Annotated in this window: 19 protein-coding genes; 16 read left to right on the top strand and 3 right to left on the bottom strand. The window is 36.7% G+C overall.

Going from position 1 to position 18,664, the window contains the following annotated elements:
* Positions 1-50: 50 nt before the first annotated feature.
* Complete coding sequence (locus ACFW0C_RS03515; protein ID WP_378105399.1) at positions 51-1,538, top strand: Mur ligase family protein; 1,488 nt, start codon at positions 51-53, stop codon at positions 1,536-1,538.
* Positions 1,539-1,862: 324 nt separating this feature from the next.
* Positions 1,863-2,360: a trimethoprim-resistant dihydrofolate reductase DfrG gene (gene dfrG, locus ACFW0C_RS03510; protein WP_000868795.1), complete on the top strand. Its 498-nt coding sequence runs from the start codon at positions 1,863-1,865 to the stop codon at positions 2,358-2,360.
* Between the two features lie 71 nt (positions 2,361-2,431).
* On the opposite strand, the gene ACFW0C_RS03505 is transcribed toward dfrG, so the two are convergent.
* Both ACFW0C_RS03505 and ACFW0C_RS03500 read right to left on the bottom strand, forming a co-directional pair.
* Positions 2,432-4,384, bottom strand: a complete 1,953-nt coding sequence (locus ACFW0C_RS03505) for a hypothetical protein (protein ID WP_000163792.1) — start codon at positions 4,382-4,384, stop codon at positions 2,432-2,434.
* Between the two features lie 6 nt (positions 4,385-4,390).
* Positions 4,391-4,627, bottom strand: a complete 237-nt coding sequence (locus ACFW0C_RS03500) for a hypothetical protein (RefSeq protein ID WP_001159903.1) — start codon at positions 4,625-4,627, stop codon at positions 4,391-4,393.
* Between the two features lie 570 nt (positions 4,628-5,197).
* Here ACFW0C_RS03500 and ACFW0C_RS03495 point away from each other — a divergent pair.
* The 13 genes from ACFW0C_RS03495 to nusG all read left to right on the top strand — a co-directional run bounded on the left by ACFW0C_RS03495 (position 5,198) and on the right by nusG (position 16,742).
* Positions 5,198-6,031 carry a MetQ/NlpA family ABC transporter substrate-binding protein gene (locus ACFW0C_RS03495; RefSeq protein ID WP_378105397.1) on the top strand — a complete coding sequence of 278 codons (834 nt, stop codon included), beginning with the start codon at positions 5,198-5,200 and terminating at the stop codon, positions 6,029-6,031.
* A gap of 141 nt (positions 6,032-6,172) precedes the next feature.
* Complete coding sequence (locus tag ACFW0C_RS03490) at positions 6,173-6,907, top strand: hypothetical protein (protein WP_378105395.1); 735 nt, start codon at positions 6,173-6,175, stop codon at positions 6,905-6,907.
* A 36-nt stretch (positions 6,908-6,943) separates the two neighbouring features.
* Entirely contained in the window at positions 6,944-8,314 is a 1,371-nt protein-coding gene (locus tag ACFW0C_RS03485) for a Sau3AI family type II restriction endonuclease (RefSeq protein ID WP_378105394.1), read from the top strand.
* Positions 8,315-8,390: 76 nt separating this feature from the next.
* Positions 8,391-9,683 carry a DNA (cytosine-5-)-methyltransferase gene (gene dcm, locus ACFW0C_RS03480; protein ID WP_378105393.1) on the top strand — a complete coding sequence of 431 codons (1,293 nt, stop codon included), beginning with the start codon at positions 8,391-8,393 and terminating at the stop codon, positions 9,681-9,683.
* A gap of 297 nt (positions 9,684-9,980) precedes the next feature.
* Positions 9,981-11,402, top strand: coding sequence for a cysteine--tRNA ligase (gene cysS, locus ACFW0C_RS03475; RefSeq protein ID WP_378105392.1), 1,422 nt, complete (start codon positions 9,981-9,983; stop codon positions 11,400-11,402).
* Between the two features lie 46 nt (positions 11,403-11,448).
* Positions 11,449-11,886, top strand: a complete 438-nt coding sequence (locus ACFW0C_RS03470; RefSeq protein WP_378105390.1) for a Mini-ribonuclease 3 — start codon at positions 11,449-11,451, stop codon at positions 11,884-11,886.
* The gene (gene rlmB, locus ACFW0C_RS03465; RefSeq protein WP_378105388.1) at positions 11,879-12,694 is read left to right on the top strand and encodes a 23S rRNA (guanosine(2251)-2'-O)-methyltransferase RlmB; all 816 of its coding nucleotides are present in this window, start codon (positions 11,879-11,881) and stop codon (positions 12,692-12,694) included. The genes ACFW0C_RS03470 and rlmB overlap by 8 nt, the downstream gene beginning before the upstream one ends.
* Positions 12,695-12,742: 48 nt before the next feature.
* Positions 12,743-13,282 carry an NYN domain-containing protein gene (locus tag ACFW0C_RS03460; RefSeq protein WP_290490578.1) on the top strand — a complete coding sequence of 180 codons (540 nt, stop codon included), beginning with the start codon at positions 12,743-12,745 and terminating at the stop codon, positions 13,280-13,282.
* A gap of 65 nt (positions 13,283-13,347) precedes the next feature.
* Positions 13,348-13,974 (top strand): sigma-70 family RNA polymerase sigma factor, encoded by a 627-nt coding sequence (locus ACFW0C_RS03455; protein WP_378105385.1) that lies wholly within the window; start codon positions 13,348-13,350, stop codon positions 13,972-13,974.
* Between the two features lie 220 nt (positions 13,975-14,194).
* The gene (locus ACFW0C_RS03450; protein ID WP_378105383.1) at positions 14,195-15,526 is read left to right on the top strand and encodes a GntP family permease; all 1,332 of its coding nucleotides are present in this window, start codon (positions 14,195-14,197) and stop codon (positions 15,524-15,526) included.
* A gap of 157 nt (positions 15,527-15,683) precedes the next feature.
* The gene (gene rpmG, locus ACFW0C_RS03445; protein WP_003142586.1) at positions 15,684-15,836 is read left to right on the top strand and encodes a 50S ribosomal protein L33; all 153 of its coding nucleotides are present in this window, start codon (positions 15,684-15,686) and stop codon (positions 15,834-15,836) included.
* A 33-nt stretch (positions 15,837-15,869) separates the two neighbouring features.
* Complete coding sequence (secE, locus tag ACFW0C_RS03440) at positions 15,870-16,043, top strand: preprotein translocase subunit SecE (RefSeq protein WP_290490581.1); 174 nt, start codon at positions 15,870-15,872, stop codon at positions 16,041-16,043.
* A 144-nt stretch (positions 16,044-16,187) separates the two neighbouring features.
* Positions 16,188-16,742, top strand: coding sequence for a transcription termination/antitermination protein NusG (gene nusG, locus ACFW0C_RS03435; protein WP_083068271.1), 555 nt, complete (start codon positions 16,188-16,190; stop codon positions 16,740-16,742).
* Positions 16,743-17,203: 461 nt separating this feature from the next.
* Here the strand turns inward: nusG and phoU are convergent, their stop codons facing one another.
* Positions 17,204-17,875 carry a phosphate signaling complex protein PhoU gene (gene phoU, locus ACFW0C_RS03430; protein WP_378105382.1) on the bottom strand — a complete coding sequence of 224 codons (672 nt, stop codon included), beginning with the start codon at positions 17,873-17,875 and terminating at the stop codon, positions 17,204-17,206.
* A gap of 275 nt (positions 17,876-18,150) precedes the next feature.
* Between phoU and rplK the strand changes: the two genes are divergently transcribed.
* Positions 18,151-18,576: a 50S ribosomal protein L11 gene (gene rplK, locus ACFW0C_RS03425; RefSeq protein WP_029315747.1), complete on the top strand. Its 426-nt coding sequence runs from the start codon at positions 18,151-18,153 to the stop codon at positions 18,574-18,576.
* The last annotated feature ends 88 nt before the right edge of the window (positions 18,577-18,664 follow it).

Below are 18,664 nucleotides of genomic sequence, written 5' to 3'. Positions count from 1 at the left end.
TATAGCCCAATATATAGACAAGTTAGAAAACAAGAGAAAGAGAAAGGTGAATGAGTATGAAGGTCTTTGAATTACTTGAACAAAGTGGTGTGACACCGAAAAATCCTTTAAAAGCACATGTAGAAAATATGAACATTACCGGAATTAGTGAATCTTCACTTCAAGTAACAAATGGCCACCTATTTGTTGCCATCTCCGGATACGCCACCAACGGCGAAACTTATATCGGTAATGCGATTGAACGCGGAGCCAGCCTAATCGTTTCAGAATCTGATTTAACTGGGCGAACGACTGTCCCATTTATCCAGGTAGACAATGCTAGAGAGGCCCTTGGTTTACTGGCAGCCACCTTTTACCAAAATCCTAGTCAAGACAAGTTGGTGATTGGGATTACAGGGACTAACGGCAAAACGACAACCGCCTTATTCTTGCAACATTTATTGAAGAAAGCAGGCTTTGATGTGGCTTACTTCGGTACTGTATACAATGAAATCAACGGTCAACGATATGAAAGCAAATTAACCACGCCAAGTGCGACAGAAATGCAAACTGCCCTGGCCCGGTCAAATGACGATGTAGTGGTTATTGAAACTTCAAGTCAAGGACTCCATCAGTATAGAATGGCAGGGATGGAATTTGACTATGCCTTATTTACCAACCTACAACACGACCATCTAGACTACCACAAGACCATGGAAGCTTATTACCAAGCCAAAAAATCTCTATTTAGTTTATTGAAAGCGGACGGAAAGGCGGTCATCAATAGCTATACCATGTGGGGCAACCGCCTAGCCAAAGAACTGAAAGCGAGCGGTAAACAAGTCCTAACAGTAGATACCAAGAAAGAGGCGACAAGTTATGTTTTAGATAAAACAACCGACACAGCCGTTGTTGCCTTCAATGGACAAGGTGGACAAATTGAAGCAATCGAAGCGCCCTTATCAGGTGTTTATAACCAAGAAAACCTGGTCTTAGCCACAACCGTCATGGTTGACCTAGGATTAGACGCTGGCAATACCAATGATGCAATCGCAGACTTTGCGGGAATTGCAGGCCGTTTAGAATACTATCCACTAGCAGACGGCAACGAAATGGTCATCGATTATGCCCACACGCCGGATACCATTGAAGCCCTATTAACAACCCTAAACACCCAGTACCCAAACCACGAAATCATCCATATCTTTGGCTTTAGAGGGCAGCGGGACACTAAAAAATTCCCGCAAATGGTGTCCGCCTCGCAAACTGGGGCCGACTTAACCATCCTAACCACTGACGACTTAAATGGTGTGCCAAGACAAGTCATGGCTGAAAAGTATCTTGAATACGTGACCCTATATGGCCTAGATTCAATGGCTATGGCACTAGACCGGGTGGAAGCCGTCGAACTTGCCCTTGAAATGTCCACAAATCCGGTATTGTTAGTCCTTACCGGTAAAGGTCACGAAGCCTACTCCGAGGAAAACAAATATGGCGTGCAATCTGACCAGCAAGTGGCCCACATGTTTCGCTACCGTCAAGTCAGCTATTCCGTATGAAATAAAGGATATCAATAAGACCAACAAAAAAAGCAACTTGTATTTATATATAAGTAGTTCAGTTTTGGAGTACAAAATGACAAAATGTACTTCAAAATGGACTACTTTTTTCATTTTAACTTACATACCAAATTACATACAAAATGATTTATAAAATGCAATTGAAAATGATAATTGAATGAAAATTTGTGATTTTGTGGTATTATGATAATATAACTTATAGAAAAAATTGCTTATTCAACTAACGGGCAGGATAATGAGAAAAGGTTTTTTGATAGAAATAAGAAATTAGATGGTAAATTAGTTAAAAAGGCTGTGTTATAAATGAAAGTTTCTTTGATTGCTGCGATGGATAAGAATAGAGTGATTGGCAAAGAGAATGACATTCCTTGGAGGATTCCCAAGGACTGGGAATATGTTAAAAATACTACAAAGGGACATCCGATAATATTAGGTAGGAAGAACCTTGAATCAATCGGAAGAGCCTTACCTGACAGAAGAAATATTATTCTGACGAGAGATAAGGGGTTTACCTTTAATGGTTGTGAAATTGTTCATTCAATAGAAGATGTTTTTGAGTTATGTAAAAACGAAGAAGAAATTTTTATTTTCGGAGGAGAACAGATTTATAATTTGTTTTTCCCTTATGTTGAGAAAATGTACATCACAAAAATACATCATGAATTCGAAGGAGATACTTTTTTTCCAGAAGTGAATTATGAGGAATGGAATGAGGTATTTGCCCAAAAAGGGATAAAGAATGATAAAAATCCGTATAACTACTATTTTCATGTATATGAAAGAAAAAACTTATTGAGTTAACGGGTGCGTTAATTGAAGAAGAACAGTAAAGATAAAGCACAAGAGCTTGGGATTACTCCAAGCTCTTTTTGTCATTTGAAATAAATTATATCTTTCCAATCAAATTGTTTATCTGTAATCCCTAATCTTTGAGCAGGTGTCAAAACCTTTTTATCCGCTGATTTAAAAGGGCGACAAAAGTTGTAGTAAGTTCTTAGAATTGTAATCGCAAATTGAGCATACTTCGGATTGAAGTTAGCGTAAATATAGCTCTTCTTATCACCACGAGCTGTTGTTAATGGTCTTTCAAGAGATGATATATAACGTCTTATCTGTTGAATAAAGCTATTGGTCGAATGGTCATTAACATTTAATAGCATCTTTGCGATTTCGTTTGGTTCCAGAGCAGATAAATCCGTTCTACAATCAACTGAATAAAATCCTTTATCCTTAGTGGCTAATGGATGTTTGATAGGGTTATCGGCATATTTGCGATATCTTTCTCCATCTTTACTAATAGCCTCTTCGTGGAATTGATGACTTGTTAGTAATTCAGTTAGATAATGAGATGCCAAAGTCCGTAGAAACTTTGTTTTGAATCCTCTGATATCTCCCCAATCGAGCAGTTCTGCTTTTGCTTGTCCGAATTCTTTTAAGCATTGTTTTCTGCTTTTCGTCTTGTTAACTTGGCAAATAAAATGATGTGCATCGCTCAACCTTAATTCTTTCGTGAATACTCTATAAAAGGCGTTTCTAATAGAGAAGTCATCATCACTAATCATTCGCCATTCGTCGGCATTAACCATTTGTTTAATTAACCAATAGTGAGCAGTTGTAGTATAAGGAGCATCAACATTTAAACCATCGACAAATCTACTCCTATTAGTAATTTTCCCTAATTCGTGAAGATAAGCATTCCTATTTTCGCTATCGTTAGCGGATGGTTCTTGTGGATAATAAGACCAATCTAACCTATCATTTTTACGACTAAAAGTATTGAGATGGTCTTCTTTGAATTTTCTTGTATCTTCATTTAATTCATCCATTGAAATATTCCAATCATAGGCAACATCAGAACGGAACACATATCTTGATAAGACCTCAGCAGATACAACTATATACGTTTGCATATTAAGGTCTTCAAACCCCGTATATTTCTTTGAACCTTGTCCTTTCTTACGGACGTTATTTAGGTAGTAGTGCATCTTGTCCGTATTAAGCCACATCTCGTTAAATTTCTTTGTTTGAAGGGGTTGTGTCTCATATCGTTCTAAAAACTCCAAACAACGCCTATACAGCCACTCCAGCTTATGATAGTAGGTTCCAACTCCAATTCCTAAAATATCACAAGTACGACTGACTGAAACCCTTCCAACAACCATCTTAGCGAACATTGGAAGAATGGTGTTCTTTTGTTGGTGATAAGTAGTGGTTTCTTCTCTTTTTGGTAGAACATTAGTGAACTTCTTACACGCCTTACATTGATAGCGTTGAGATTTGCCCCTACTTTTCCCCCTTTTGTAAAATTGCTTCGGCTCATTGAATGGGGTTGATTCTTCTTCCGAGCAGCCTTCTTTATGAAATTGATAATCTGGCTCAACATCTTGGATGCTATTGATTTCTATAAGGCGTTTAATTTCTTCAACAACAGACCAATTAGATAAAGGGGTTACTGTACAGTTTTGCGATACACCTCTGCCAATAGGATTGTCATTGCAGTACATACCTTTATGACCTTTATCTTTGGAACTACCAGTCATTTTATATCGACTTGGTTTCCCTTTTACATCTTTGAATTTGTGCTGTTCTTTCCCAAAATTACAACAAAACGGATTGATGCAGTAATTATATTGAATGGGATATTCAGAACCGTTCCATTTAAAAGACGTTGGCAAGAACAACATTTTGTTATACCTTGTTGCAAATCGTTTTGGAGTTAATAAATCATATTGTTTAGCCCTATCTTTTAATTCTTCGTTTGAAATCGGAATTTTAACATCTACAATTTCATCTTCCTTCGTGGCTAATCTTTTAAGCTTGGTCATTGTCTATCAACCCACTCTATCTTTGATACCCATTTTTTCAACAATCCGCTTATTACTTCGCTTGTTGGCAATCCATTCAATAAACTTCTTATCGTCTAAAATGTTCAATAAGAATTCATCCACTGCTTCGCTTTCAGTACGCTCTGCATATTCAGCGTATTGCTTAACTATCACCCTTACTTGCTCTGATATTTCCCAATCCACAGACTTAGCGTTCTTATTTTTTGGCTCAAGAAATTGCATAGGAAAATGCACCCCTTTTTGCTTAGTAAATTGTAACCATTTTAACACACCAATTTGCATTCCTACAATAATTATTTCACGTTCGCATTTTTATATACATTTTAACTTACATTTTGTGGTGTAAATTAACAACAAACGTTGATTTAACAATAAAAAACGAGTATCAAATTCAGTTGCAATTTGATACTCATTTAGGTTTACATTTTCACTTTTTGTACTCCAAAACTGAACTACTTAATTTATATATATGTTGCTTTTTTATTTGACCTTAAGAGGATTTTAAAATGCTAGATTACATGACTCTGAAAAGTTATTTTGATAACTTTCTATGATAATATTGTTTGTTGTCGTAGTATAGTCCCTGTTTATATAAACATAAATAAAGGTATACGCTTACTGGAATTACGCTGATATCTTGATAACAGAAGGTTGCTATATCAAAAAATATATAGCTATTGATAGCAATAAACTATCAAGGATTATGGTTATCTAGTATCTCGATTGAATTGCAATCATGATTGGTTTTTCCTACAATTAAGGAATGATAAAAAACCATTTGGAGGCAACATTATGAAGAAAATTTTCCGTGCATTGGGCTTGGCATTAGTGGTATTAGTATTAGCTGCTTGTGGTCAAAGTGAAGAAACAACTAAAGTAAAATTAGGTGTCGTTGGTGATAAAAATGATCAATGGGAATTCCTACAAGAAGAATTGTTAGAAAAAGAAAATATTGAAATTGAATTGGTGAAATTCACGGACTACCGTCAACCAATCGTATCATTAGACGATGGTTCAATCGATATGCATTCAGCCCTAACAGAAATTTACATGGATTCAATTAACGAGGAAGGTGGTTATTCTAATACTACACTTGGATATACAACCTTAAATCCAATGGGTGTCTTCTCTGAAAAAATTGATTCACTAGATGAATTAGCAGACGGCGCTTTAGTCGCAATTCCAGACGACGTATCAAACGGATCACGTGCCTTACTGTTACTCCAAACAGCGGGCCTAATCGAATTAGATGAGTCAAAAGGTTTATTACCAACAACAAGTGACATTACTTCAAATCCAAAAAACTTACAATTTGAAGAAATGGCAGCCAACCAAACAGCTCGCGCACTTGCTGACGTTGATATCTCATTAATCAACAACGACATGGCAACAGACGCAGGTTACGTGCCAACACAAGACTCAATCTACTTAGAGCCAGTAGCGGACACCTCAAAACCATACTACAACGTCATTGCAGTACGTGAAGACGAAACAGAAAACGAAGTTTACAAAACAATCCTTGAATACTACCAAACTGACGAAGTCGCAGCAATCATCGACGAAATGTCAGCAGGCTCATCAATCCCAGTATGGGAAGGCGCACCAGAACCAGGTAGTGCAAACTAATATTAGAATATAATATAAAGACATTAATCCAAATATGAATTAATGTCTTTTTTTTAATTGAAGTTAAATTTTTATACTAGTATTATTGGTGGTAACATAATTTATAAATTATTTTAGATTTATTAAGAAAAGGGTTTTATTATGAGTAGTAACTTTAGAAGTGATATATCCAGAGAAAGAGTTATAAATAATTGGATTAAAGATAATTTTTATGAAAATCAGATACCTATTGGAGAGATTAGATATATTAACATCAATTCTAATGAAAGTTTACAACACCAAGGCGTTGACTTTTTTATTTATGATAGGGATATTTTTGGAGATAGAAAAGAGCATTGGATAGATTGTAAGTCAGCAACTTATTATTCGAAAACAATAAGAAATGATAGGAATAAGCGTCCTGATTCATTACCTACTTTTGCTTTTGAATTGTATTCAAAGAATAAAAATGGCGAATATAAATCTGGGTGGCTGTACGGCGAAAAATACAATCTAACAGAATATTATTTTCTTTCTTGGTTATGGGTAGATTTGCCAAAAAAAGGTGAGAATGCATTCGATTTGGTTGATGTAAATAACATTAAATATGATAATATCGAAGAAATTGAAGTTATGATAATTGATAAGCGAAGAATGCAAAAATATGTGTCGAGTATAGGTGTTACTAAAGATAATTTTGAAAAAAAAGCAACTGATTTGATAAGTACTTTCCATGAGAATAATATAGATAGGTTAAATTTAGAAAAAAGTGATGGTAAGGCATGGCTGAAATATACGAACCGACTTCAAGAAGAACCTGTTAATTTAGTTATTAGAAAAACTAAGCTCAAAGAATTAGCTATTAAACATAAAATTATAAAGAGGAAAAAATTTTAATAATTAATTCACATAATATAAGAAGGTTGAGTTAATATGAGAATTGAAACCATTGAGGAATTAATCGAAATTGCTGAAAGTGCAGTGGGTAAGACAGTTAAAGAATATGATATTAATGACCGCTTAGCTTCAAAAGGCAATAAAGGCGGTATCGGTCAAATATTAGAAGAAGGCTTATTTGGCTATGCCATTAATTCTACAAGTGAAGCTGATTTTGGCGAACTAGGTGTAGAGTTGAAAGCAACACCTGTGAAACAAAATAAAAATAAGGCACTTGCGGCTAAGGAACGATTGGTGCTGAACATTATTAATTATATGAAGGAAGTAGAGTATTCTTTTGAAACGTCTTCCTTCTGGCGTAAGAACGAAACGATATTAATGATGTTTTATTTCTGGGATAAGGAATTAGATCGTGGTGATTATCGTATATTAAAATCTGTCTTATATACTTATCCTGAAGACGACCTAGAGATTATCAAAAATGACTGGGAAATCATTGTAGGAAAAATCCGTGCAGGGAAAGCAGAAGAATTATCCGAAGGCGATACCATGTATCTAGGTGCATGTACGAAAGGCGCTAACAAAAATTCATTAAGACAACAGCCATTTTCTGATGTCCCCGCGATGCAGCGTGCATTTTCTTTAAAAGCTTCGTATATGACGACTTTAGTTAGAAAATATATAAAGCAAGACAATATCGTCTCGTTTGCTAGTAAAGAGGAATTAGCGAAAAAATCCTTGGAGACTATTCTACAAGAGCGATTTGCACCCTACGTAGGATTGAATATGAGAGAAATTAGTCAAAAGATTAATTATGAAATCAATCCTAAAAATAAATCTACCATCGCAAACATGATTAGTAGAATTCTTGGGATTACAGGAACGAAGTTAGATAATATAGAAGAATTTTCAAAAGCAAATATTCAATTTAAAACAATTAGGTTGGAACCGAATAATCTGCCTAAAGAGCATATGTCTTTTGAAAACGTCGATTTTGATGCATGGTTGAATGATTCTTTTGAAGAATCTCAATTCTATCAGAAATTTGAAGAAACTAAATTTTTATTCGTTGTATTTCAATATCGGGAAACGCTCAAGGAAAATCCCGATAGAATCCCTTATTTTAAAAAGATAGTATTATGGAACATGCCTGAACAGACGATTCGTAATGAAGTTGGATTAATGTGGCGTCGGGGTAGAAAAGTATTGAAAGATGGGGTAAAATTAACCGTCGAATCTAGAGGTACATCTAATAATTTACCGAGTGCCAAAGAAAACCATGTAACACATATTCGTCCAAAAGCCAAGGATGGTAAAGACAAAGTTCAGTTACCAGACGGTCAAGAAATTACTAAGCAGGCTTTCTGGCTCAACAGAGAGTATATTGCTGAAATCGTGAAAGATTAGATCAAGCTTTAGGCTTGATCTTTTTCTTGGAGTATATTATAATATACGAAAGTATGTTCGTAGAGAGGGAGATTTAATGAAAATTTTTTCAATGTTTGATGGTGTAGGAGGTTTCACCATTGGTTTCAATAATGCTGATAGTGAACTTTTCCAAACTACCTATTCAAACCAATATGAACCCTCAAAAAAATCACAAGACGCGTATGAAGTCGGTGTTTATCGTTTCCCAGAAATTGAACATATCCCAACAGATGTTGCTTTAATTCCAGACGAAAAGTTTGAAGAAATGAAACAAAATGGAGTCAATATGATTGTTGGTGGCTTCCCGTGCCAAGATTATTCTGTAGCTCGTTCAAGAAAAAATGAATTGGGTATTGAAGGAAAGAAAGGTGTCCTGTTCTGGGAAATCATTAGAGCAACAGAAATTATTCAACCTGAATACTTAGTGTTAGAGAATGTTGATAGACTGCTAAAAGCACCCACAAGTCAACGTGGTCGAGACTTTGCCGTTATGTTAGCTTCGTTTAATGAACTGGGTTACTCAGTAGAGTGGCGTGTAATCAATGCAGCTGAATATGGCCGCGCACAGCGTAGACGTCGTGTATTCTTCTTCGTATATCGAAATGATACTGTCTTTGGTAAGAAAATAGATGCAAAATATGAGCAGTCATCAGAAACCAATCTAATTGATGAAAAAGACTTTGATACCTATGCAGAGTATATTTTCAATGATGGTTTATTCGCTAGACAATTTCCTATCAAGCAAGAGCCGATTAAGAATCGAACCATGTCTAACCATTTAGCGAGTGATATTAAGGACGTTTCTGATAATTACGCGGATGGTAAGTTCTGGAATACAGGAATCATGCGCCATGGTGTTTATTATTCCGCGGATACAGAACCACTTGGTGACGAAAACCCAATTCCATTTAAAGATATTATTGTCCCAGAGAACACAGTTCCAGAGAAGTATTATATTGAAGGTGAAAAGTTAAAAAAATTCAAATACTTAAGAGGACCTAAACGATTAGAGAGAACCTCTGCAGAAGGACATAAGTATGTTTATTCTGAGGGTGGTATGAGTGAAACTGATAGTCTAGAGTTACCTGGTAGAACAATGCTGACTTCTGAAGGAACGGTTAATCGTTCAACGCATCTACTAAAAATCAATAACCGTTATCGATTAATCACGCCGATTGAAGCGGAAAGATTACAAGATTTCCCAGATGATTGGACGAAGTTTAAACAACTAGACAATGGTGAAGTAGTTGAAGTCTCTGAACGCATGAGAATGTTCTTTATGGGTAATGCCTTAGTAACTGGCATAGTAAAACGAATTGGTGATGAATTAAAAAAAATTATAGACTAGCATATATATAATAATTAAGTAAAAATATACCTAAAGCAGATATGATAGCAAATAAGGCTAGTACTATCTGCTTTTCTTTTGGTTATATAATTCAAATTATCATAATCAAATAGATATAACTATAGTACTGATATTTTTAGATAAAATTAGGTTTGAGTGTTTAGTTATTATTAATAAAGTAGTAACTGTGTTAAAATCAGTAGTAAACAAAAAGGTATCGTTAAAAGCTACAATCTTTATAGTTTCATATGATATTCATAGATATTGTACTAAGTGTATAAGAGGAAGGGCAAATTTATGTTAAAAATTTACAATACATTAACCAATCAGAAGGAAGAGTTTAAACCACTAGTGCCAGGAAATATTTCAATGTATGTATGTGGTCCTACTGTTTATAACTACATTCATATTGGGAATGCCCGGTCTACGGTTGCGTTTGATACAGTCCGCCGCTACTTCGAATACCGCGGTTTTGACGTCAACTATGTATCTAACTTCACGGATGTGGACGATAAGATTATTAATCGCGCAAATGAAGAAGGGTTAACACCTGAACAAATTGCGGACAAATATATTGAAGCATTCTATGAAGATACAGATGCTTTAAACGTGAAACGTGCAACGAAAAATCCACGCGTTATGGAGAATATGGAAGATATTATCCAATTCGTAGCCGATTTAGTAGACAAAGACTTTGCTTATGTAGTGGACGGCGATGTTTACTATAGAACACGTAAATTCGAAAAATATGGACAGTTGTCTGATCAAAATATCAATGATTTACGTGCAGGGGCTTCTGAACGTTTGGAAGCAGACAGCCAATCTAAGAAGGAAGATGTTGTCGACTTTGCTTTATGGAAGTCAGCTAAACCAGGTGAAATTTCTTGGACTTCTCCTTGGGGTGAAGGTCGTCCAGGTTGGCATATTGAATGTTCTGTAATGGCAACGAAACTGTTAGGCGATACTTTAGATATCCACGCAGGTGGCCATGACTTAACATTCCCGCACCATGAGAATGAAATTGCGCAATCTGAGGCTCACACAGGTCATACCTTTGCGAATTACTGGATGCATAATGGCTTTGTTACTATGGGTGATGACGATGAAAAAATGTCTAAATCTTTAGGTAATTTTGTCCTAGCCCATGAGTTGATGAAACAAGTTGATCCACAAGTTGTCCGCTTCTTCTTAGCATCAGCACATTACCGGTCGCCTTTAAGATTCAATGAAGAAAATATTCAAGATGCAACCAACAACTTAAACAACTTGAAGACAGCTTATGCGAACTTAAATTACCGTTTTGAAGATGCTAAAGCGCAATTAGATAATGATGCGGAAGTATTGGCCCAAATCAAGGCTTTAGAGAATGAATTCATGGAAGCTATGGATGATGATGTCAATACGCCAAATGGTTTAACTGTTGTGTACCGTTTGATGCGTGATATGAATGTTTATACAAACCAACCAAAAGTATCAGTTCCTGCACTTAATGCTTTTAAAGAGGCTTTCACAGCACTATTAATCGTCTTTGGTGTGACTTTATCGGACGAGAAAGAGTTATTGGCGGATGATATTCAAGCCTTAATCGATGAACGTAACCAAGCCCGTGCAGATAAAAACTTCGCGCGTGCAGATGAAATTCGTGACCAATTAAAAGCTGAAGGCATTATCCTTGATGATACTGCCCAAGGTACGCGTTGGAAGCGTGAGCAAGCCTAGTTGCGGTCTATAATAATGAAAATCAATACAGAAATGAGTCGACTAAATGTCAGAGAATAAGTCTTTAACAAAAAATGAAATAAAACAACTAAGTGGCCTAACCTTAGCTTATTTAGGCGATGCTTCTTGGGAAGTAGTGGTCCGCGACCATTTGGTTGAAAGTGGTTTAACGAAGCCCAAAGATCTACATAAAGCAGCGACTGAATTTGTGTCTGCTAAAGGACAAGCGCTATTAATTGAAGCGATGCAAGCTGAGGAAGGGTTCCTTACTGAAGATGAAATGACAATCTTTAAAAGAGGCCGTAATGCCAAAAGTCACTCAAGCGCTAAAAACGCAGATATTCATACCTATAGAATTGCAACCGGATTTGAAGCGTTGATGGGTTTTGCCTATTTAAATGATCAAAACCGTTTTAAGGAAATTGCAGCTTTCTGTATTCAATACATTCAACACGCACAAAAAGAGGAGCAAGAAAATGGCTAGAGACAATCAAAGACAACAAAACAGAGATAGAAAACCCCGCAGTACAAATAACGAAGAAGAACTGGATCAATCTCCTGATTTCGTCTATGGTTTCCATGCCGCTATGGAAGTGTTAGAAGGCGACCATGATGTGAATAAAGTCTTCCTACAAACTGGCTTAAACGAGAAGAATGCCCAAGCTATTTTAAAAGCAGCCAACAAGCGAAATATCTTAGTATCCAATGTCCCGAAAGAGAAGTTAGATACGCTTTCTGATGGTGGCAATCACCAAGGTGTTGTTATGGCGATTGCGGCATATAAATATGCTGAATTAGATGATATCTTCAAAAAAGCTGAAGAAGCGAATGAAGACCCAATTATCATGATTTTAGATGGTATTGAAGACCCACATAACTTGGGTTCTATTCTAAGAACTGCTGATGCTTCAGGCGTACATGGTGTGATTATTCAAAACCGTCGCGCTGTTGGGTTAACGCAAGTGGTTGCCAAAACTTCTACAGGTGCGATTGAACATGTACCAGTTGTACGTGTAACCAATATTTCTAAAACCATTGATACACTAAAAGAACGTGGTGTATGGGTATTTGGTACCGATATGAAAGGTCAATCAATGTGGCAAATGGATGCGACACTACCTATTGCTATTGTAATCGGTAATGAAGGTAAAGGTGTGTCACCAGGTGTGAAGAAACATCTTGATGGCATGATTACTATTCCAATGCGTGGTCACGTTCAAAGTTTAAATGCCAGTGTGGCAGCTGGATTATTAATGTATCAGATTTATCAAAGTCGCATGAGTAAAGGTTAATTGACGCGTTTATTTGAGCAAAGCATGATGAAGAAAAGGGGGGATAGCATGGCTTTAAGAAAAGAACGTTTAATTGTTGATGGGTACAACATGATTGGTTCATGGCCTTTACTTGTAAAGTTGAAAAATCGAGATGAAATTGAGGCTGCAAGAGACTTGTTGTTAGCAACCCTTTCTAACTATGTGGGCTATCACGATATTGAAACTTGGGTCGTTTTTGACGCTATGTTTGTCCCTGGTATTTCTAAGTCGTATGATCAATTTAACTTACATGTTGTCTTCACGAGTGAAGGGCAAACGGCTGATTCATACATCGAAGAGATGATTGTGGATTTAGTGAGTCCTCTACACAATGTTACTGTAGCGACTAGTGACCTAGCTGAACAGCGTATTGTATTTCAAAAGGGTGCCTTGAGACAATCGGCACAAGAACTATTTAGAGATGTACAAAAAACCAATGTGGAAATTGCACATGGTGGTAATGATTATGAATACAACAAATATCAAAGATCCATACCATGGTCAGTCCATCAGCTAGATAAATTAAATGACTTTTATAGAGATTTAATCGACAAGAAAAGTGAATAGTAGGATTTTGATGTTTTTGGTCTGTTGGATTGAGCCTGGGTGGTCTATCTGGAGAGGACAAATCTATGGCAAAGCAGAAACAAAGTAAAGACCAGTCACAGGTATTGGATTTAGTATTGCAGGCTAAAAATGAACTTACTGAAGAAATATTTGATGCATTATACCAAGAAGTTTTACCTACTTTATATGCTAACCGTTGGCGCATCCCTAAGTATATTTTAGAAAATGATGATTACTATCGAGAAGCTAGAATTAGTCTAGTACAAGCTGTTCAAACATATCGCATTAATAGTAAGGCAGCCTTTACAACTTACTTTGCGAATGTATTCAAAAATAGGTTGCTGGATATTCGCCGGATGCACATGACGGATAAACGGATTGCTAATTTTAAAGTTGAGCGGTCACTAGATTTGTTTGCAAGTGAAGGTGAAGAAAACAATATAGAAAATCGCTTGAGGACCAAAGAATTTCCACCCGAATATATGTATCTTTTCCATGAAACAATTAATAGATACGAGAAAAGTTTGTCTGATATGGAAAGATCGGCATATAGTTATTTCAAACAAGGTTTTTCTTACGAAGAGATGGAAAAACTCACGGGCTTTACCAGAAAACAGGTCCATTCGTTAATCGCTAAATGTAAACGAAAGTATCGTCAAATATTATCAGAATATTTTGATGATGGTGATTGAAACAAAATTATGCCATGCATGGGTTGAAACTGTGCATGGCTTTTTTATGGTTACTTTTTGATTAATTTTATGGAATAGCTTACATTTACCTAGTGAAAAAAGTGAGCAAAGTAGTTTATGATGTTTTTGGAAGTTGGTGATTTTTAGGGAGAGTTGTCAGTATTCCAATTACATAGGCGGTTCGCAAGGGCGCCTATAAATACATTTTAGGAGATTGTGCATGGGAATATTAGGTATTATTGGGGTGTTTATCGGTATTGTACTGATTATTTGGTTTTCTGTTAAAGGGTTGCATATCATTATTGCGGCACCTTTATCTGCTTTGGTTGTTATTCTCGCTAACCAGATGGATATATTTGGGTCATTGGTTGGTCAAGAGCATTCGTATATGACAGCTTTGGCTGGATTTTTGATTAATAACTTTGCGATTTTCTTATTGGGTGCTGTTTTGGCACAATATATGGAAAAGAGTCATGCGACAGTGTCTATTGCTAACTTCATCTTGAGTAAAGTTGGGATGGGCTCTAAATATATGATTATGGTAGCAATTATGGCTATTGCAGCTTTGTTAACGTATGGGGGGATTTCATTATTTGTGGTGATGTTTGCTGTGGTACCGTTAGGCAAGCGGATTTTCAAACAAATGGATATAAACTGGGAGTTGTTCCCTATTCCTTTATTTTTAGGTGCTGGGACCTTTACCATGTCTAGTTTGCCAGGAAATCCTTCGGTGCAAAATGCGATTCCAACTACAGCTTTGGGAACGTCATTAACGGCGGCACCTATTCTAGGGTTAATCGGGTCATTAGTCCTTTTGACTTTTGGCTTACTGTATATGAAATGGTGTTTGGACCGATCTGTGAAGAAGGGTGAACAATTTGATACCTATTTAGAAGGTAAGGTGGCTCCTAAAGTGGTAGATGAGGATGGGGATGAATTGAAATTGCCATCTATTTGGATTTCTTTAGCGCCGATTATGACCTTGATTGCTATTATTTTGATTTTTTCTAGTGTGGCCAACATTATTTTAGTGGCTCTAGCTGCAGCGATTGTCGTGTCAGCTATTCTATACCACAACTATATTCCATCACAGAATATGACCTTGAATGCGGGGGCGACAGGAGCAATTATGCCGGCCTTCTCAACTTCATCTTCTGTAGCATTTGGTTCAGTGTTAACCTTGGCACCTGGTTTTGGGGTCATCCAACAAGCGATTACCTCTATTCCTGGTAGTCCAGTGATTGGATTGGCTGTATCGTCTGCCTTACTAAGTGGGATCACTGGTTCTGCTTCGGGTACGATTGGGATTGTGATGAATACCCTAGCGCCAGATTATATTGCTATGGGGATTGATCCTGAGTTGGTCCACCGAATTACAGTGATTGCGGCGGCAACATTAACGGCGATGCCACAATCTGGAGTCGTGATTACCTTTAATAATCTGACTGGATTATCCATTAAACATGGCTTTATCCACCAGTTCATTATTACAAACGTGGCGCACTTGTTGGCTTTGATTGCTGTACTTATCGCTTCAGCCTTTTTATATTAAATACATCCTATAGATTTTAAAAGAGGAGTTAGCTGATGATAGTGCAACTCCTCTTACTATTTGTGGTATAATTAGGGATGCAGGAAATATTTATTGACATTGACCATCGGGGTAAGTACCATGTACAATGAATCAGAAATCAAGGAGATTGTGAATTATGGCAACGAAAAAAGTATCACTTGCTTGTTCAGTATGTGGCTCAAGAAATTACACGACTAATAGTAATGCCAATAACCGTACTGAGCGTTTAGAAGTGAAGAAATTCTGTAGACACTGTAATCAACATACAATACATAAAGAAACCAAGTAGTCGAAGTCGACTGATAGAGGGCGAGGGAAGTAGATGCAATTTTTAAAAGATGTATGGCATGAAATGCGATTGACAACATGGCCGAGTGGTGGCGAGTTGGTGCGTTACACTGGTATCGTATTATCAACTATTATCATGGTTGCCATTTTCCTAGGGGTTATTGATACCGTAGCGCAATGGGCGTTTAGATGGTTTATTAACTTATAATTGTAACTTGTTATGGCGCGCGCATGGGCGGTGTGTTATAATGGGCACGAATAAAGCGAAGAGAAAACCTTTCATGCGGGGAAGGTTTTTTAATTTGCCTTGAAGTTGATCGATGTTGAATGTATTGAAAGAAGGAGCATATCGATGGTAGAAGAAATCGAAATTGGTAAAGAGTGGTATGTAATCCATACATACGCTGGCTATGAAAATAAAGTGAAACAAAACTTGGAAATGCGTATTACTTCAATGGATATGGAAGATTACATTTACCGTGTAATCGTGCCTGAAGAAGAGCATGTAGAGAAGACGAAATCAGGTAAAGAGAAGATTGTTAAGATCAAAAACTTTCCAGGTTATGTATTAGTTGAGATGATCATGTCAGATGAAGCGTGGTTCGTTGTACGTAATACACCAGGTGTTACAGGGTTCTTAGGTTCTCACGGGCAAGGTTCAAAACCAACACCATTATTACCTGATGAAGTACGTAATATCTTATCAAGCCTTGGTGAAGGAGGCCGTAACCGTGATATCTCATTCGATATCGATGAAGTGGTTAAGGTTATCGACGGTGCCTTTGATGGTATGGAAGGTCGCGTACAAGAGATTGATGCAGAACATGGCAAATTGAAACTGACTGTTGAAATGTTTGGACGTGAAACATTAGCAGAAGTAGACTACGACCAAGTAGATAAATTCTAATTTGCGATATTTTACAAATCATAGTTGAGGTAAAATAAACCATAGTTAAATAAATAGCGGGTAAAGATTCTTAAACAAAATCCTTACCCGCTATTTTTCTCTATTGATTAATATTCATTTTCTAATTGTTTATTTTTTATCCTTCCAGCGGTAAAGATACATGTATTTCAAAATATCATACAATATATAACCGGAAATTACCGAATGTATATAAGGGAATGTGTATAGTGTGTAAAAACTACTATTAATTTAAGTGGTTAAATGTTTAATCCCCAACTAACGATGAATATAAAACGATTATTAATGATAAACATAAGTTGTTCTTCTCACTCTTTCTCTTCTATTGTTAAGCGCATTATAACGCGTTTATTGGTAGAAGAGGCGAATGGCAAACCGAAGATGCACAAAAAAATCAGTTGCTTTTATGGGCAACTGATTTTTTCTATTTATATATGTAGATTTTAATCGTTTAAGTTCACGATGTCTGCATCTTCTGTATAAATAACGCGTTCGCATAGGTTTGTTGCATAATCACCGATACGTTCGATATCATGTAAAATGGCATTAATCGCTGAACCTGTTTGAACAGTTTCGGGTTGATTCTGCATGATCACTAAAATTTGATCGACAAGTTCTCTAAAAGCACTGTCTACTTCGTCATCCATAGCAGCGATTTCTTTAGCGCGTTCAACGTTATGTTGGCTAAAGGCATCAATTGCTTGTCCAAGCATGTTTTTCGCTAACTCACCTACGGCAAAAATATCATCCATAACTGAATCAAATGGTGCTAAGTTTTCAACACGTAAAATACCTTTTGCTACGGATACTGCGTGGTCGGCTACGCGCTCTAGGTCAGAACTTGAAGCAAATACTGACAGAATCATACGTAGGTCTGTACCGATTGGTTGTTGACGAGCGATTATACGCATTACATAAAATTCGATTTCTTTTTCTAGCTTGTTAATCTCAGCATCGCTTTCAATGACAGTTTTTGCGCCATTGTGGTCATTGGTTTTTAATGCTTGGAAAGATCGTTCTAACATAGCCGCCGTACCAAATCCGAGTTTTGCGTGCATACCCTCCAAAGTCTTTAGTTGGTCATCGTAAAATTTTCTTACTGGACGTTCCATCATTATCACTCCTTTGCAATGTACTTTTCCTCTATTAAGGATACAGTTTACCATATTTTGTCGGTCTTGTCACCTGATAAATATTGTAAAATAAGCAATGTAACCCTTTACAATAAATTTACAAAATGAACTTAAAGATTATATAACCGTTTATCAAAAAAGGCTTGCAATCACGACTTTTATGTGGTTAAATAGGTTACTGTGTGTAGACACATGTAGTGGGAGGAGGAATCTTAACTCCATTAAACCACAACGCGAAAAACAAGGAGGAATGTTTCGTGGCTAAAAAAGTACAACAAATCGTTAAATTACAAATTGAAGCTGGTAAAGCAAGTCCAGCTCCTCCAGTAGGTCCTGCATTAGGTCAAGCTGGTGTGAACATCATGGGATTCACTAAAGAATTCAATGCGCGTACACAAGATCAAATGGGTATGATTATCCCTGTAGTGATCACTGTATTCGAAGATCGTTCATTTACGTTTATTACTAAAACACCACCTGCTGCAGTATTATTGAAAAAAGCTGCTGGCGTGGCTAAAGGTTCTGGCGAACCTAACAAAAACAAAGTCGCTACAGTAACTCGCGACCAAGTTCGTGAAATTGCAGAAACAAAAATGGAAGACTTGAACGCTGCAGATGTAGAAGCTGCTATGCGTATGGTTGAAGGTACTGCACGTTCAATGGGCTTTGTAGTAGAAGGCTAATTGTCACACTGTAATACATGAAACCCGTACGCCACAAATCAATTGCGATTTGTGAGTGGGAGGATTATCCGCTAAAACCACATAGGAG

The organism is Aerococcus sp. NPDC058936, assembly GCF_042741995.1.
Classification (GTDB): Bacteria; Bacillota; Bacilli; order Lactobacillales; family Aerococcaceae; genus Aerococcus.
The sequence above is the reverse complement of the archived record's forward strand: the minus strand, read 5'-3'. Positions and strand labels throughout refer to the sequence as shown.

Excerpts from the sequence above, each read along its gene's own strand:
- ACFW0C_RS03515 (WP_378105399.1), top strand. The coding sequence starts at position 51 with ATGAGTATGAAGGTCTTTGAATTACTTGAACAAAGTGGTGTGACACCG.
- dfrG (WP_000868795.1), top strand. The coding sequence starts at position 1,863 with ATGAAAGTTTCTTTGATTGCTGCGATGGATAAGAATAGAGTGATTGGC.
- ACFW0C_RS03505 (WP_000163792.1), bottom strand. The coding sequence starts at position 4,384 with ATGACCAAGCTTAAAAGATTAGCCACGAAGGAAGATGAAATTGTAGAT.
- ACFW0C_RS03500 (WP_001159903.1), bottom strand. The coding sequence starts at position 4,627 with ATGCAATTTCTTGAGCCAAAAAATAAGAACGCTAAGTCTGTGGATTGG.
- ACFW0C_RS03495 (WP_378105397.1), top strand. The coding sequence starts at position 5,198 with ATGAAGAAAATTTTCCGTGCATTGGGCTTGGCATTAGTGGTATTAGTA.
- ACFW0C_RS03490 (WP_378105395.1), top strand. The coding sequence starts at position 6,173 with ATGAGTAGTAACTTTAGAAGTGATATATCCAGAGAAAGAGTTATAAAT.
- ACFW0C_RS03485 (WP_378105394.1), top strand. The coding sequence starts at position 6,944 with ATGAGAATTGAAACCATTGAGGAATTAATCGAAATTGCTGAAAGTGCA.
- dcm (WP_378105393.1), top strand. The coding sequence starts at position 8,391 with ATGAAAATTTTTTCAATGTTTGATGGTGTAGGAGGTTTCACCATTGGT.
- cysS (WP_378105392.1), top strand. The coding sequence starts at position 9,981 with ATGTTAAAAATTTACAATACATTAACCAATCAGAAGGAAGAGTTTAAA.
- ACFW0C_RS03470 (WP_378105390.1), top strand. The coding sequence starts at position 11,449 with ATGTCAGAGAATAAGTCTTTAACAAAAAATGAAATAAAACAACTAAGT.
- rlmB (WP_378105388.1), top strand. The coding sequence starts at position 11,879 with ATGGCTAGAGACAATCAAAGACAACAAAACAGAGATAGAAAACCCCGC.
- ACFW0C_RS03460 (WP_290490578.1), top strand. The coding sequence starts at position 12,743 with ATGGCTTTAAGAAAAGAACGTTTAATTGTTGATGGGTACAACATGATT.
- ACFW0C_RS03455 (WP_378105385.1), top strand. The coding sequence starts at position 13,348 with ATGGCAAAGCAGAAACAAAGTAAAGACCAGTCACAGGTATTGGATTTA.
- ACFW0C_RS03450 (WP_378105383.1), top strand. The coding sequence starts at position 14,195 with ATGGGAATATTAGGTATTATTGGGGTGTTTATCGGTATTGTACTGATT.
- rpmG (WP_003142586.1), top strand. The coding sequence starts at position 15,684 with ATGGCAACGAAAAAAGTATCACTTGCTTGTTCAGTATGTGGCTCAAGA.
- secE (WP_290490581.1), top strand. The coding sequence starts at position 15,870 with ATGCAATTTTTAAAAGATGTATGGCATGAAATGCGATTGACAACATGG.
- nusG (WP_083068271.1), top strand. The coding sequence starts at position 16,188 with ATGGTAGAAGAAATCGAAATTGGTAAAGAGTGGTATGTAATCCATACA.
- phoU (WP_378105382.1), bottom strand. The coding sequence starts at position 17,875 with ATGATGGAACGTCCAGTAAGAAAATTTTACGATGACCAACTAAAGACT.